Genomic DNA, 14,879 nt, shown 5'->3' with positions numbered 1-14,879 from the left:
GGGGCGTTCATAGGTTGGATGCATCATTCCAGCGCGCGAATCTTCTAGCGCGCCTTTCATTGAACAGGACGAGGATACGACCATGGCCGTTGGCAAGGTGACAGACGCCGATTTCGAAGCGGAAGTGCTCAAGGCGACCGGCCCGGTCGTGATCGATTTCTGGGCCGAGTGGTGCGGTCCCTGCCGCATGATCGCGCCGGCGCTCGACGAAATCTCCGCTGCCATGGGCGAAAAGGTCACCATCCTGAAGCTCAACGTCGACGAGAATCCGAAGACCGCCTCCAAGTATGGCGTAATGTCGATTCCGACGCTGATGATCTTCAAGGGCGGCGAAATGGCCTCACGTCAGGTCGGCGCGGCGCCGAAGGCGAAGCTGCAGCAGTGGATCAGCGCCGCGGTCTGATCGCGCGCTTCATCTCTGAGAATTCGACGGCCGGTGATCACCTCACCGGCCGTTTTTGTTTTGTGTACCCAACCTCGCCCCGCTTGCGGGGAGAGGGAAGCGACGCCGACCGTTTTTCTTTACATCAGCGAATCCATCCCGTCGCCAGTGCGCTCGCCCATTCCGGTCGCTGGTGCTCCAACGCCAACTCCGCCATCGCCTGATGGTCGTAAGGCACCTGACGGAACGTCACCTGCCATCGCTTGCCCACCTTCTCGATAATCGCGTAGCAGGCGTCAGGCGTGCCGATTTCCAGCGTATGCGGATAGGGTGTGACGTCGCGATAGCCGGGACCACCGACGCTGCCGGGATTGACGATCATGCGGCCGTCGCGAAGCCTGACGGCACGCGCGATGTGGGTGTGTGCGCAGAGAATCAGCGATTGCGTGATACCCCCCGCCTTCTCCTCGATGGCTTCGATCGGGGCCATATGCACGATGCCTTCGGGGGTCACCGCTTCCATCCAGTAGGTGTTGTCGTCATCGGGCGTCGCGTGAACGAGATAGACCTCGCCCTGATAAATCGTGCTGAAGGGCAGCGCGCGCAGCCAGTCCATCTGCTCTGGTTCTAGCTGACTGTGTGCCAGCCGATCGGACGGCCACATGTCGTCAAGCTTGTAGTCGGTGATGTAACGATCATGATTGCCGCGGACATTGGTGGCATTGAGGCCCATCATGATGTCCACCGCACGGCGCGCATCGAGCGCACCGCTGGCCATATCACCAAGATTGACGATGTCGGTGATGCCTTGGGTACGGATATCGGCGACAACCGCCTCAAGGGCAAAGTGGTTGCCGTGAACATCGGCAATGGCAGCGAAGCGCATCGAACCTCCCTAAAATCAAGCAAAGATCAATCAGAGATCACTTGTATCGATGCCGTTCTATGCAGGGAGCGTGCCGTTCTCCGCAAGTACATGACCGGCCAGATAGAGCGAGCCTGCAATCAGGATCCGCGGAGGCACTTCATAGGCGAGCCGGGTGAGGGATTGCAGCGCATCGGCGACGCTCGGCGCTGTCTCGACGCGCATGCCGAGACTCCGCGCGGCGTCGGCCAACGCATCCGGCGCCATGACGCCGTCGCGGCCGGGGATTTTCACCGCGATGATATGGCGGGTCTGGCCGGCGAAATTCGCCAGAAAGCCCGTCGCATCCTTGTTGGCCATCATGCCGGCGATCACCACCAGCGGCCGCGGCACGCGCTCTTCGAGATCGCCGAGCGCCGCCGCAATGACGCGCCCGCCATCGGCATTGTGACCGCCGTCGAGCCAGACTTCGGAATCGGCGGGCGCCGCCGCCACGAGCCTGCCCGATGTCAGCCGCTGCATCCGCGCCGGCCATTCGGCACGCGCCACACCGGTTTCATAGGCGGCAGGATCGATCTTGAAGATATCCAGCGCGCGCAATGTCGCAATCGCCAGACCCGCATTGCCGAACTGATGGCGCCCGAACAGCCGCGGCGCAGCGATATCCATCAGCCCGCGATCGTCCTGATACACCAGACGGCCACGCTCAATATTGACGTGCCATTCCTGCCCGGCGCTCACAAGTGGCGCGTGCATCCTGCGCGCCTGCTGTTCGATCACTTCGGTTGCATCAGGCGCTTGCTCGGCCGTGATGACCGCCACGCGGCGCTTGATGATGCCGGCTTTCTCGGCGGCGATCTTCGCGAGCGTATCGCCCAGAAAATCCGTGTGGTCGATGGTGATCGGTGTCAGCACGCAGGCGATGGGCGCTTCGATCACATTGGTCGCGTCGAGCCGCCCGCCGAGACCGACTTCGAGCAGCACGACGTCGGCGGGATGCTTCGCGAACAGATCGAACGCGACCGCGGTCTCGGCCTCGAACAACGTGATCGGTGCGCCGGCATTGACCGTCTCGACATGGGCGAAAGCCGCGCGCAATGCGTCGTCGCTCACCAATGTGCCGGCAAGCCGGATGCTCTCATTCATGCGGACGAGATGCGGCGAGGTATAGACGTGGACGCGCAGGCCTGCGGCCTCACAGATCGCGCGTAGATAGGCGATGGTCGAGCCCTTGCCGTTGGTGCCGGCAACATGGATCACCGGGGGCAGCTTGCGCTCGGGATTGCCGAGCTGCGCCATCAGCCACTGCATGCGGTCCAGCGACAGATCGATGGCGTTCGGATGCAGCTTCGAGAGCCGCGCCAGAATCTCGCCGAGGTCGGGCGACGATGGCGGCGCGGAGGTGCTCACGCGTGCGCGGCCGGCACCGCGTCCGGAGCCACGACGATCTCGGCCGGAATGCTCTCCGCGCGCGGCGGGCTCGCAATGGCCGGAGACTTCGTCAGCAGACGACAGAGGCGCGCCAGCGTCGGCTTCAGATCGTGGCGATGCACGACCATGTCGATCATGCCGTGGTCACGCAGATATTCGGCACGCTGGAAACCTTCCGGCAGTTTCTCGCGAATGGTCTGTTCGATCACGCGCGCACCGGCAAAGCCGATCAGCGCGCCGGGCTCGGCGATCTGCACGTCGCCGAGCATCGCATAGGACGCGGTGACGCCGCCGGTGGTCGGGTTGGTGAGCACGACGATGTAAGGCAGCTTGGCCTCGCGCAGCATCTGCACGCCGACGGTGGTGCGCGGCAGCTGCATCAGCGACAGAATGCCCTCCTGCATGCGCGCGCCGCCAGAAGCGGCGAAGACGATGAAGGGCGACTTCTTCTCGACGGCGAGCTCGAGCCCCCGCACCAGCGCTTCACCGGCAGCCATGCCGAGCGAGCCGCCCATGAAATCGAAATCCTGTACGGCGACGACGACGCCGGAGCCTTCCATCTTGCCGTAACCGACCTTGACCGAATCGTTCATGCCGGTCTTGGTGCGCGCATCCTTGATGCGGTCGACATATTTGCGCTCGTCGCGAAACTTCAGCGGATCGGCGATCACCTCGGGCAGCGCGACGTCGTACCAGGTCTCGTTGTCGAAGATCGACTTCATGCGGGCGGTGGCACCCATGCGCATGTGATAGTTCGAGCCGGGAATGACGAACTGATTGCTCTCAACGTCCTTGTAGAACACGAGCTGTCCGGTATCCGGGCACTTGATCCAAAGATTCTCGGGCGTCTCACGACGCAGGATGTTGCGGATTTTCGGCCGGACGACGTTGGTGAGCCAGTTCATATGTGTCTCCGCGTCGCTGAGATGATGCGTCGCTCTGATATCTATATGGCGGCCGGGACGGAGCCCGGCAACCGTTGTTCCCGGTTGATGGAGGCCAATTGTGGCTTATTCCGCAGCCTGTTTGGCCCCATGAACGCCCTGGGCGAGGGCTGCAGCCAGATCGGCGACCGCGCTGACAGTCCTGGCCGTGGCCTTGCCATCGGCGTCCAGCGAGCCTTTCAGCGCATCGATCAGCGCGGTGCCGACCACGGCGCCATTGGCATGCCGGGCGATGTCATGCGCGGCTTCCGGCGTCCGGATGCCAAAACCGACGCAGACCGGCAGCTTCGTATGACGCTTGATCCGCGCCACAGCCGTGCTCACGGCGGATGAATCCGCGCTGGCCGAGCCAGTGATGCCGGTGACCGAGACGTAATAGACGAAGCCCGAGGTGTTCGCGAGCACCGCCGGGAGGCGCTTGTCATCGGTGGTCGGCGTGGCCAGGCGGATGAAGTTCAATCCGGCTTTGATTGCCGGCAGGCAGAGCTCAGCGTCTTCTTCCGGCGGCAAATCGACGATGATCAGACCATCGACGCCGGCAGCCTTTGCGTCGGGCAGGAATTTATCGACGCCGTAGATATAGATCGGATTGTAGTAGCCCATCAGCACGATCGGCGTCTTGTTGTCGGAGCTGCGGAAGTCGCGCACGAGCTGCAAGGTCTTCTTCAGCGTCATGCCGGCCTGCAGTGCGCGGAGGCCCGCGGCCTGGATCGACGGGCCATCGGCCATCGGATCGGTGAAGGGCATGCCGATCTCGATGATATCGGCACCGGCTTTCGGCAGCGCCTTGACGATCTCGAGCGCGGTGGCGGGATCGGGATCGCCGGCCATCACGAAGGTGACGAATGCCGCGCGGCCTTCGGCCTTGAGTTCGGCGAAACGGGTATCGATGCGGGTGGTCACGACTGCCTGCCCTTCAGGATATCGCCGACCTGCGGGACGTCCTTGTCGCCGCGGCCGGAGAGGTTGACGACCATCAGGTGATCCTTCGGCAGCGTTGGCGCGAGTTCGCTCACCTTCGCGAGGGCATGCGCCGGCTCCAGTGCCGGGATGATGCCTTCGAGTTTCGACAGCAGCTGAAATGCGGTGAGCGCTTCTTCATCCGTCGCCGACAGATACTTCACGCGGCCGATCGTATGCAGCCACGAATGTTCGGGGCCGATGCCAGGATAATCGAGGCCCGCGGAGATCGAATGGCCTTCCTGGATCTGGCCGTCTTCATCCATCAAGAGATAGGTACGGTTGCCATGCAGCACGCCGGGACGGCCGCCAGCAATCGATGCGGCGTGCAGGTTGGTGAGCCCGTGGCCCGCCGCTTCGACGCCGTAGATGTCAACCGATGGATCGTCGAGAAACGGATGGAAGAGCCCCATCGCATTGGAGCCGCCGCCGATGCAGGCGATCAACGAATCCGGCAAACGACCTTCGATCTCCTGCATCTGCACACGAGTTTCCTCGCCGATGATCGACTGGAAGTCGCGCACCATCATCGGATACGGATGCGGGCCGGCGACGGTGCCGATGCAATAGAACGTGTCGTGCACATTGGTGACCCAATCGCGCAGCGCCTCGTTCATCGCATCCTTCAGCGTGCGCGCACCGACCTGCACCGGTACCACCTTGGCGCCGAGCATTTCCATGCGGATCACATTGGGCTGCTGACGCGCGACGTCCACCGCACCCATATAGACGATGCATTCGAGGCCGAAGCGCGCGCAGAGCGTCGCCGTCGCCACGCCATGCTGGCCAGCGCCGGTCTCGGCAATGATGCGCTTCTTGCCCATACGGCGCGCAACCATGATCTGGCCGAGCACATTGTTCACCTTGTGCGAGCCGGTATGGTTCAGCTCCTCACGCTTCAGATAGATTTTTGCGCCACCGAGATGTTCGGTGAGACGCTCAGCAAAATACAGCGGCGACGGGCGGCCGACATAGGCCTTGAGGTAACCGTCCATTTCCTTGCGGAAGGCGGGATCGGCCTTTGCATCCTCATAGGCCTTCTGCAGATCGAGGATCAGCGGCATCAGCGTCTCGGCGACGAAGCGGCCGCCGAAAATGCCGAAGTGACCGGTGTCGTCGGGACCGGACCGATAGGAATTGGGAATGGCTTGAGTCATCAGGTCGTCAACTCTTGCGTTGCGCGCGCGGCGCGGATGAAAGCGCGGATCATGTCGGGATCCTTGATGCCCGGCGCGCTTTCCACGCCGGACGAAATATCGACACCGCCGGCCCGCGTGATGCGCAGGGCCTCGGCGACATTGGCGGCAGTGAGGCCGCCCGATACCATGAAGGGCAGCTTCAGATCGAGGTCTTCGAGCAGATGCCAGTCGAAGACCTCACCGAGACCACCGGGACGCGTTGCATCCTTCGGCGGTTTGGCATCGAACAGGATGCGATCGCAGACCGCGGCATAGCCGGGCAATGCGGCGAGATCGGCCCTGGTCTCGACGGCGAGCGCCTTCATCACCGGAAGGCCGAACCTCTGTTTGATATCACGCACCCGCGCCACGCTTTCGTTGCCGTGGAGCTGCAGGATATCGGGCCTCAAGGCATCGATACTGTTTTCGAGATCCGCGTCGTCGGCATCCACCGACAGCGCGACCTTCACGGCGCGCCCCTTCGACTGCTTGCCCAAAGCCCGCGCAACATCGAGCGTGACGTGACGCGGCGACGGCGGGAAGAACACGAAGCCGACCATATCCGCGCCGCCGACCAGAGCCGCGTCGAGCGTCTCCGGAGTGGATAGGCCGCAGATTTTGACGATCAGAGACATGCTTCAAATGGCCGCTGGTAATACCGGGAATGGCGGGAAAAGCCTATGCGCGGGGTTCTACAACGTCGCGCCGGACTTGTCTCGCTCACCGGCCATATAGGAGGAACCCGGCGCCGGAAGCCGCTGCACACCGTTCCGTGACGTGGTCGCGGTATGGGCGCGCAGATCGGCCAGTTCTGCACGGGCCCGCCTGATATCGACCTCATGCTGACGTGCTGCGCGGCGCCAGTGCCCTTGCCTGAACCAGGTCGCCATTCCCCCTGCGATGACGCCCAGGATGGCCGACAGGATGATCACAACGAATAGCGGCAACGTGGCACCGACCGCGGGATCGCTGCTGTTGAACGGATCGAAGGAGACCGTGACCATATGACGGTTGGCGACGGCGAACACGACGAAGACGATCGCGAGGGGGATGATCAGCAGGGCTGAGAAGAATTTGCGCATCAACGTCTCTCGCGAAGGCGATGCGGGCGCGCATTCCGCTAATTGGCTCAGACCTGTCGGCCCGAATGCGCGCGACCTCAAAGTTCTTTATGACGCCGCGCTGGCTTCCGGCGCACCATTCTCACGGTTGAGCCGCTCGCGCATTTCCTTGCCGGTCTTGAAGAACGGAACGCTCTTCTGGTCTACCGGAACATGCTCGCCAGTCCGCGGATTGCGGCCTGCGCGGGCCGGGCGATGCTTCACCGAGAATGCACCGAAGCCGCGGAGTTCGACACGGTCACCGCGTGCCAGCGCAGCCACGATCTCATCGAGAATCGCATTCACGATGTTCTCAACATCCCGCTGGTAGAGGTGCGGGTTATGCTCAGCGATGCGTTGAACGAGTTCGGATTTGATCATCGAGACGTTGGACTCTGAACGGGAGGATGCATTTCCGTGAAAATGCCTTGAACTGTCAAGACGCTAAATGAATTCGGGCACCTTCGAAAATGCGTGACAAATGCCCGAAACCGTTGTTGCAGCCTTCCTTGCAGTGCAGAAAGAACAGGACGAGCAGTTCCCTAGTTGGTGGTGGCCGGCCGCCACAGCGCCAGCATGCCATCGAGACCGAAGCCGTCCATGGCCTGCGCGAGGCCCGCCTGCTCGACTTGCCGCGCGATCGCGTTGAGACCCACTGCATCGAGTGTGATCGTCGCAGCAGCGCGCAGGAAGGTGAAATCGCTGAATTTAGGCGTCAGCTTGAAGTCGCGAACCGGCAGGTCGCTCTTGATCTTCTTCTCGGATACCAGCCACGCCACGGCGGCTTTCTCGTCGCCAAGCTGATCAATCAGCTTGAGGTCCACGGCCTGGCGTCCCGTGAAAACACGGCCATCGGCGACTTTCTGTAGTTGCGCGTCATCCATGGCGCGGCGGCTCTGCACAAGTCCCCGGAACCAGCCATAGGAGTCCTTCACGAGCGATTCCAGCGCTGCCCGCGCCTCCGGGCTGGTCGGCTCGAAACCATTGGGCGCCGCCTTCAGGGGCGAAGATTTGACCTGCTCGACCTCGACACCGACGGTCTTCATCAACCCCGTGAAATTGGGAAACTGGAACAGAACACCGATGGAGCCGACCAGCGAGCTCTGCTGCGCAACGATATGGTCGGATGCGAGTGCCGCGATGTAGCCGCCCGATGCGGCCAGGCCCTCGACCACAACGACCATCGGTTTCTTGGCCTTGAGGCGCATCAGCGCGTCATAGAGCTGCTCGGAGCCAGCCGTGGTGCCGCCCGGCGAATTGATATGTACCACCACCGCCGCCGCCGATGACTTCTCCAGCCGCTCCAGCGCCTCGACGCGATCATTGTTGCTCTGGATCAGGCCCTCGATCTTGATGCGCGCAATCGCCCCCGACGACGACAGCGCCTCGGAGCCCGACCGTGTCACGACGACGCCGACGACGACCACAGCAGCGACCGCGGCCAGCACCGCTGCCACGCGCCAGAACGTCAGCTTGCGACGTATCCTGCGGCGATCGACGATCACATCGGAATCAAGCGACATCGGAAATCTCCTGGAAGCCCTCGGGAGAGCTTGCGTCTGGCGGATGCTGCATCTGTCGTCCGGGCAGCGTTTACTTGAGGTATCTCAAATACATCAATTGCGAGGCAATATGAAGAAAACATGGTCGAAACAGCCAAAAGGGCCCCGGTGAAACCGGGGCCCAATTGGTAGCAACAAGTGAGTCGAAACTTACTTGCGCGCTTACTTGTCGGTGCTCTGCTTGAGCGCCTTGCCGAGAATGTCGCCGAGGGTCGCGCCCGAATCCGACGATCCGTACTGCGCGATGGCTTCCTTCTCTTCTGCCACTTCGAGAGCCTTGATCGACACCTGGACCTTACGGGCCTTCTTGTCGAACTGGATCACGCGGGCATCGACCTTTTCGCCAACAGCGAAACGCTCAGCGCGCTGATCCGAACGCTCGCGCGCCAGTTCCGAACGCTTGATGAAGGTCGTGAAGTCGGTGCCGGCGATCTGAACGTCGATGCCGGATTCCTTCACTTCGATCACTTCGCAAGTCACGACAGCGCCCTTCTTGACGTCGCCCGGCTCTGCGAAGGGGTCGCCTTCGAGCTGCTTGACGCCGAGCGAGATGCGCTCCTTCTCGACATCCACGTCGAGGACGATGGCCTTGACCATGTCGCCCTTCTTGAAGTTATCGATGACCTGCTCACCCGGCTGCTTCCAGTCGAGGTCGGAGAGATGGACCATGCCGTCCACGTCGCCTTCGAGACCCAGGAACAGACCGAACTCGGTCTTGTTCTTGACTTCGCCTTCGACGGTCGAACCGACCGGGAACTTCTCGACGAACACTTCCCACGGATTGCGCATGGTCTGCTTGAGACCGAGCGAAATGCGGCGCTTGACGCTGTCGACTTCGAGAACCTGCACTTCGACTTCCTGCGAGGTCGAAACGATCTTGCCGGGGTGCATGTTCTTCTTGGTCCACGACATCTCCGACACGTGGATCAGGCCTTCGATGCCCGGCTCCAGTTCGACGAATGCGCCGTAGTCGGTGATGTTGGTGACGCGCCCCGAGAAGCGTGCGTTCAGCGGGTACTTCGCCTCGATGCCCTGCCACGGATCGTCGAGCAGCTGCTTCATGCCGAGCGAGATACGGTGGGTCTCGTGGTTGATCTTGATGATCTTGACCTTGACCGTCTGACCGATGGTGAGCACTTCGGTCGGATGGTTGACGCGGCGCCACGCGATATCGGTGACGTGCAGCAGGCCGTCGATACCGCCGAGGTCAACGAACGCACCGTAATCGGTGATGTTCTTGACGACGCCGTCGATGACCTGACCCTCTTCGAGGTTCTGGACCAGTTCCTGACGCTGTTCGGCGCGGGTCTCTTCGAGAACCGTGCGACGCGACACGACGATGTTGCCGCGGCGACGATCCATCTTGAGGATCTGGAACGGCTGCGAGTTGTTCATCAGCGGAGCCACGTCGCGGATCGGACGGATGTCCACCTGCGAACGCGGCAGGAAGGCCACTGCGCCGTCGAGATCGACGGTGAAGCCACCCTTGACCTGGTTGAAGATGACGCCGTGAACCTTCTCGTTGTTGTTGAAGGCCTTCTCGAGCTTGCCCCAGCTCTCTTCGCGGCGGGCCTTGTCGCGCGACAGAACGGCTTCGCCCAGTGCGTTTTCGATCCGGTCGAGGAACACTTCGACTTCGTCGCCGACCTTGAGTTCGCTGTCACGGCCGGGACCGGCGAATTCGCGCAGTGCCACACGGCCTTCAGTCTTCAGGCCGACGTCGATGACGGCCATGTCCTTTTCAATCGCAACCACGATGCCCTTGATAACAGAGCTTTCCTGAAGGTTGCCGCCCGCGAAGGACTCGTCGAGCATTGCCGCGAAATCATCGCGGGAAGGATTATACGAAGAAGCAGTCGAAGCCATTTGTTCTCCAGATGCGGGTATCGCCGGCCGTTCGGGTTAATGGGCGTCTCAAATGTGAAGTGTCAGGGGTCCGCAACCTCTAACGACCGCCTTGCAGGAGGATGCAAGAACGGGCCGGCAGCATGCCTTCACGATCGAAACGTGGGTAGGGTCTTGATGGTGTCCGGAGCCTGAAGCGCGTATCGCAGCTCGAGATCGGGAGCGGGCTTTCCTCCAATGACGGCAACGGTTTTGTCTGACGTCTTTCGGAAAGAAAGAAAAATCAGACCCGTTGCCGGCCCGCTCGGACGGCCTCGACAATGTCGATGGCGGCCCGGACGCCGCCTTCTATATCCAAATTGGAGTTATCCAGCAAGTATGCATCCGTGGCCGGCTTCAGAGGCGCAATCGGGCGGTTCTGGTCGCGTTCGTCGCGCCTGACGATATCCGCCAGCACGGCGGCCTCATCGGCCACCTCGCCCCGTCCGAGAGCCTCCAGGGTGCGCCGGCGGGCGCGGACCCTGGCATCGGCGACGACGAAGATCTTCACGTCGGCATGGGGGCAGATCACGGTTCCAATGTCCCGGCCGTCGAGCACCGCACCCGGCGGATCCTCGGCAAAACGCCGCTGGAAGTTCAAAAGGACCTCCCGCACCCGGGGGATGGCCGAGACCACAGAGGCCGCATCACCGACTTCCTGGGTCTTCAGCGCCGGATTGCCGAATTTCTCGGGATCGAGCTCACTGGCGACAGCCACGGCCTGCGCCTCATCGGTCAGGTCCGCGCCAAGATCGAGCATCGCCTTGGCGACCGCGCGATAGATCACGCCGGTATCGAGGTGCCGGTAACCGTAATGGTGCGCAAGCCGTTTGCCCAGCGTGCCTTTTCCGGATGCGGCGGGACCGTCGATAGCAATAATCATGCGTTGCGCGTGCTCGTCTTGTCACGATGAATGGCGGTGGATCGGGAGTCAGGCTCGCGCGACCTGCGCGGGCTTAGCACCCGTCTCCGGAAATATCCACGCCGGCAACCTCAGGAGAAATCAGCACCCAGCCGACGCATCATCGGGATGAAATCGGGGAAGCTGGTGGCGATGAATGTCGTGTCATCGATGGTCACCGGTCTGTCGGAAGCGAGGCCCATGGCCAGCGCCGACATGGCGATGCGGTGATCCATATGGGTGGCAACGAGGCCGCCACCGGCAACACGGCCATTGCCGTGCACGATGAGGTCGTCGCCAACGATCTCGACATTGACGCCGTTGACCCGCAGCATCGCCGCAGTGGCTTCCAGACGGTCGGATTCCTTCACACGCAGCTCCTGCAGCCCGCGCATGATGGTCGTGCCCTCTGCGAAAGCCGCAGCCACCGCCAGCACCAGATATTCATCGATCATCGACGGCGCGCGCTCCGGCGGCACTTCGACGCCGTGCAGCTTCGACGCTGTGATCCGGAACTGCGCCATCGGTTCGCCGGCATCGCCGCGGATATCGCTTTCCTCGATGGATGCGCCCATCTCGCGCAACGTCGTGAACAGCCCGGTGCGCAGCGGATTGGTCATCACATCGGTGAGCACGATCTCGGAGCCCGGCACGATCAATGCCGCAACCATCGGGAATGCTGCGGAGGACGGATCTGCCGGCACCACGACATCGGCACCCTTCAATTCGGGCTGGCCGGTGAGCGTGATCTTGCGGCCGTGCGCGCCTTCTTTTTCGGAAGTAATCTCGGCGCCGAAATGCTTGAGCATCAGCTCGGTGTGGTCCCGGCTGGCCTCGGTCTCGATGACCGTGGTGGTGCCCGGGGCCGACAGGCCGGCCAGCAGCACGGCTGACTTGATCTGGGCGGAGGCGACCGGGGTGCGATAGACGATCGGCAGCGGATCACGCGCGCCTTTGAGCGTCAGCGGCAGACGCCCGCCGTCCTCGCTCGCGGTGACCTTGGCGCCCATCAGCTCCAACGGATCAACGATCCTGCGCATCGGTCGGCTGCGCAGCGACGCGTCGCCATCGAATGTCGCCTCGATCGGACAGCCCGCGACAGCCCCCATCACCAGCCGGCACCCGGTACCCGAATTGCCGAAATCCAGCGGCGCCTTGGGCGCGGCGAAGCCGGCAACGCCGACGCCGTTGACCTTCCACGCAAAATCGCCTGTTCGTTCGACCTTGGCGCCCAGCGCCTGCATCGATTTGGCGGTATTCAGGACGTCCTCGCCTTCCAGCAGCCCCGTGATCCGGGTCTCGCCGACCGCCAGCGCACCCAGAATAAGGGCCCGGTGCGAGATCGACTTGTCGCCGGGCACGCGGGCAGAGCCGCGCAGGGCACCGGATTTTCGCGCTGTCAGCGGGGTCGGCTGGGCGGCGGCTGTGTCTGATTGGGTCAAGATTGTGTTCCTTCGCGCAGGCGGCTCGTAGCATATGAGCCACGCTGCGTCACGCAGCGGTCATTCTCACGCAAACCGCTATTGACAGGGGCGCGTCAACTAGCCAAGTGAAGCACCGTTTTTCAAAAAATCCCCAGGACCCTTCACGTGGCCAAATCCGATCTCGGAACCAAACGCATTTGCCCCACGACGGGCAAGAAGTTCTACGACCTCAACAAGAGCCCGGTGATTTCGCCTTATACGGGCGAGGTTGTGCCGATTGCGCCGATTGCGCCGCCGCGGACCCGCGCGGATGCAGCCGCACGCGCAGCTGCAGCATCTGCCGCCGCAGAAACTCCGGAAGCCGCCGAGAGCGAAGAATTGGTCTCGCTGGAGGAAGCCGACGCCGAGGAAAATACCGGCAAGAAGGCTGCCGTGCTGGAATCCGAGGACGATATCGAAGTCGATGACACCATCGATGACGATGAGGACGATGATTCGACCTTCATTGCCGACGAAGAAGAAGGCGATGAGGACGTGACCGACATCATCGGCGACGTCTCGGGCGACGAAGAAAGTTAAGCTCAGAAGAGACTTGAGATCACTCCTGATATGTGATCTTGGTTTGCCGCGCGACGCCCCACCCAGTGCGTCGCAGGTATTGGGGCCATAGCTCAGCTGGGAGAGCGCTTGCATGGCATGCAAGAGGTCGGCGGTTCGATCCCGCCTGGCTCCACCATCCTTCGCTCGCTTCGCGAGCTTCGGCTCGGCAAGCCCTACTCCAAACCATCGGACGCGAAGCGAGCGAAGGATGTCCCGCCGTAGCCCACAGGGCGTAGGCGGACCTCGGCAGCTGTTCTCCAAAAATTCTCAATGCTTAAACTTCGCAATTAAACTGCCTTCATCATTCGATGCTCTTCTCGCGCCTGTGGGACACGCCGATGAAGTATGTCTACATCCTCGAAAGCCTCGACTCGGAGCACTTCTACATCGGCATCGCAGACGATTTACGAGCCCGGCTCACGAAGCATAATGCGGGCGAAGTAACGCACACCTCCAAATACCGGCCCTGGCGAATCAAAACCTACGTCGCCTTCAGTGATGAAAAGCAGGCATTCGCGTTCGAGAAGTACCTCAAGTCCGGATCAGGCCGCGCCTTCGCGAAAAAACGCCTCTAACTCCGCAGGCAGGCGCCACACCGCTAATCCCCGAGCGCTGCGTTCAGCCGATCACGTAGCGCCACGAGTTCATTTTTCATCGCGGCCATTTCGCCGAGCGTGCAGGCTGACGCTGCGAGAATTCCCTGCGGCACGGCCTTGGCTTTTTCACGCAGCGCCTGACCTTGCGCCGTCAATGCGATCAGCATCTGCCGCTCGTCTTCGATGCTGCGGGTGCGTTTGATCAGGCCGGCCGCTTCCAGCCGCTTCAACAGCGGCGTCAGCGTGCCGGAATCGAGAAACAGCCGCTCGCCGATGTCCTTCACCGGCACATTGTCCTGCTCCCACAGCACCAGCATCGCCAGATATTGCGGATAGGTCAGCTTCAATCGGTCCAGCAGCGGCTTGTAGACGCGGTTGAACGCGTGGCCGGTCGAATAGACGGCAAAGCAGAGCTGGTTATCGAGCTGCAGCAGCGGAACAGGTGCGGGTTTCTTGGCCATGATTATCTCCGGAGCTTATCTGGCCACAGGTGATCCCAGGCCCAAACCCCTTCACGATCAGTTGAGCACAATTCGATTGCCCCGTCCATTTTATGTATTGCGCACAATCTAATTGTGCGCAATTATGATAGGGCAAGACACAAACAACGAGGAGACCCACCATGTCTGTCAACGTGCTCTACAAGACCAGCGCCAAGGCAACCGGCGGCCGCGATGGCCACGCCGCTACGCTTGATGGCGCGCTCGACGTCAAACTCACCACGCCGAAGGAACTCGGCGGCGCAGGCGGCGCCGGCAACAATCCCGAGCAGCTGTTCGCGGCCGGCTATGCTGCCTGTTTCATCGGCGCGATGAAGTTCGTGGGCTCGCAGGGCGGCCCCAAGGTGCCCGCAGACGTTTCGGTCACCTCCACGGTGGGCATCGGTCCGCGCTCGGCTGGTGGTTTCGGCCTCGATGTCGAACTCGCGGTCTCCCTGCCGGGTCTGGCGCGCGCAGAAGCTGAAGCGCTGGTCGAGAAAGCGCATCAGGTCTGCCCGTATTCCAACGCCACACGCGGCAATATCGACGTCCGCACCGTGATCGTCTGAGTTA

General features: G+C 62.1%; 17 protein-coding genes and 1 tRNA gene. 5 read left to right on the top strand and 13 right to left on the bottom strand.

Annotated elements, in window-relative coordinates:
- Positions 1-82 precede the first annotated feature (82 nt).
- Positions 83-403, top strand: coding sequence for a thioredoxin (trxA, locus tag CHC01_RS22005; protein ID WP_068734104.1), 321 nt, complete (start codon positions 83-85; stop codon positions 401-403).
- 124 nt (positions 404-527) lie between these two features.
- Here trxA and CHC01_RS22000 read toward each other — a convergent pair whose 3' ends face one another.
- The 12 genes from CHC01_RS22000 to aroA form a co-directional block, all read right to left on the bottom strand.
- Positions 528-1,268: a metallophosphoesterase family protein gene (locus tag CHC01_RS22000; protein WP_089266412.1), complete on the bottom strand. Its 741-nt coding sequence runs from the start codon at positions 1,266-1,268 to the stop codon at positions 528-530.
- Between the two features lie 57 nt (positions 1,269-1,325).
- Positions 1,326-2,657, bottom strand: coding sequence for a bifunctional folylpolyglutamate synthase/dihydrofolate synthase (locus CHC01_RS21995; RefSeq protein WP_089266410.1), 1,332 nt, complete (start codon positions 2,655-2,657; stop codon positions 1,326-1,328).
- Positions 2,654-3,583 carry an acetyl-CoA carboxylase, carboxyltransferase subunit beta gene (accD, locus tag CHC01_RS21990; protein WP_089266408.1) on the bottom strand — a complete coding sequence of 310 codons (930 nt, stop codon included), beginning with the start codon at positions 3,581-3,583 and terminating at the stop codon, positions 2,654-2,656. The genes CHC01_RS21995 and accD overlap by 4 nt, the downstream gene beginning before the upstream one ends.
- A gap of 105 nt (positions 3,584-3,688) precedes the next feature.
- Positions 3,689-4,525, bottom strand: coding sequence for a tryptophan synthase subunit alpha (trpA, locus tag CHC01_RS21985; RefSeq protein WP_089266406.1), 837 nt, complete (start codon positions 4,523-4,525; stop codon positions 3,689-3,691).
- Positions 4,522-5,739, bottom strand: coding sequence for a tryptophan synthase subunit beta (gene trpB / locus CHC01_RS21980; protein WP_089266405.1), 1,218 nt, complete (start codon positions 5,737-5,739; stop codon positions 4,522-4,524). The genes trpA and trpB overlap by 4 nt, the downstream gene beginning before the upstream one ends.
- A complete protein-coding gene (locus tag CHC01_RS21975; RefSeq protein ID WP_089266404.1) occupies positions 5,739-6,395 on the bottom strand; it encodes a phosphoribosylanthranilate isomerase in 657 nt (218 codons plus the stop codon). The genes trpB and CHC01_RS21975 overlap by 1 nt, the downstream gene beginning before the upstream one ends.
- Positions 6,396-6,452: 57 nt before the next feature.
- On the bottom strand, positions 6,453-6,842 hold the full coding sequence (locus tag CHC01_RS21970) for a LapA family protein (RefSeq protein ID WP_176454679.1): 390 nt from the start codon (positions 6,840-6,842) through the stop codon (positions 6,453-6,455).
- A gap of 87 nt (positions 6,843-6,929) precedes the next feature.
- Complete coding sequence (locus tag CHC01_RS21965; protein ID WP_089266402.1) at positions 6,930-7,241, bottom strand: integration host factor subunit beta; 312 nt, start codon at positions 7,239-7,241, stop codon at positions 6,930-6,932.
- Between the two features lie 161 nt (positions 7,242-7,402).
- Positions 7,403-8,383, bottom strand: coding sequence for a signal peptide peptidase SppA (gene sppA / locus CHC01_RS21960; protein WP_089266400.1), 981 nt, complete (start codon positions 8,381-8,383; stop codon positions 7,403-7,405).
- Positions 8,384-8,584: 201 nt separating this feature from the next.
- Positions 8,585-10,288, bottom strand: a complete 1,704-nt coding sequence (gene rpsA, locus CHC01_RS21955; RefSeq protein WP_068730324.1) for a 30S ribosomal protein S1 — start codon at positions 10,286-10,288, stop codon at positions 8,585-8,587.
- Between the two features lie 262 nt (positions 10,289-10,550).
- Positions 10,551-11,189 carry a (d)CMP kinase gene (cmk, locus tag CHC01_RS21950; protein ID WP_089266398.1) on the bottom strand — a complete coding sequence of 213 codons (639 nt, stop codon included), beginning with the start codon at positions 11,187-11,189 and terminating at the stop codon, positions 10,551-10,553.
- Between the two features lie 110 nt (positions 11,190-11,299).
- The gene (gene aroA / locus CHC01_RS21945) at positions 11,300-12,649 is read right to left on the bottom strand and encodes a 3-phosphoshikimate 1-carboxyvinyltransferase (protein WP_176454678.1); all 1,350 of its coding nucleotides are present in this window, start codon (positions 12,647-12,649) and stop codon (positions 11,300-11,302) included.
- 147 nt (positions 12,650-12,796) lie between these two features.
- Between aroA and CHC01_RS21940 the strand changes: the two genes are divergently transcribed.
- The 3 genes from CHC01_RS21940 to CHC01_RS21930 all read left to right on the top strand — a co-directional run bounded on the left by CHC01_RS21940 (position 12,797) and on the right by CHC01_RS21930 (position 13,806).
- Positions 12,797-13,210: a TIGR02300 family protein gene (locus CHC01_RS21940; protein WP_068730321.1), complete on the top strand. Its 414-nt coding sequence runs from the start codon at positions 12,797-12,799 to the stop codon at positions 13,208-13,210.
- Positions 13,211-13,291: 81 nt separating this feature from the next.
- Positions 13,292-13,367, top strand: a tRNA-Ala gene (locus tag CHC01_RS21935).
- A gap of 202 nt (positions 13,368-13,569) precedes the next feature.
- On the top strand, positions 13,570-13,806 hold the full coding sequence (locus CHC01_RS21930) for a GIY-YIG nuclease family protein (RefSeq protein ID WP_089266885.1): 237 nt from the start codon (positions 13,570-13,572) through the stop codon (positions 13,804-13,806).
- A 23-nt stretch (positions 13,807-13,829) separates the two neighbouring features.
- Here the strand turns inward: CHC01_RS21930 and CHC01_RS21925 are convergent, their stop codons facing one another.
- Entirely contained in the window at positions 13,830-14,288 is a 459-nt protein-coding gene (locus CHC01_RS21925; protein WP_089266394.1) for a MarR family winged helix-turn-helix transcriptional regulator, read from the bottom strand.
- Positions 14,289-14,449: 161 nt separating this feature from the next.
- On the opposite strand from CHC01_RS21925, the gene CHC01_RS21920 reads away from it, so the two are divergent.
- Positions 14,450-14,875 carry an organic hydroperoxide resistance protein gene (locus CHC01_RS21920; protein ID WP_089266392.1) on the top strand — a complete coding sequence of 142 codons (426 nt, stop codon included), beginning with the start codon at positions 14,450-14,452 and terminating at the stop codon, positions 14,873-14,875.
- Positions 14,876-14,879: the final 4 nt, after the last annotated feature.

Source organism: Tardiphaga sp. OK246 (assembly GCF_900188215.1).
Taxonomy (GTDB): domain Bacteria; phylum Pseudomonadota; class Alphaproteobacteria; order Rhizobiales; family Xanthobacteraceae; genus Tardiphaga; species Tardiphaga robiniae.
Note: the sequence above shows the minus strand (reverse complement) of the source record. Positions and strands in the feature narration are given on the sequence as shown.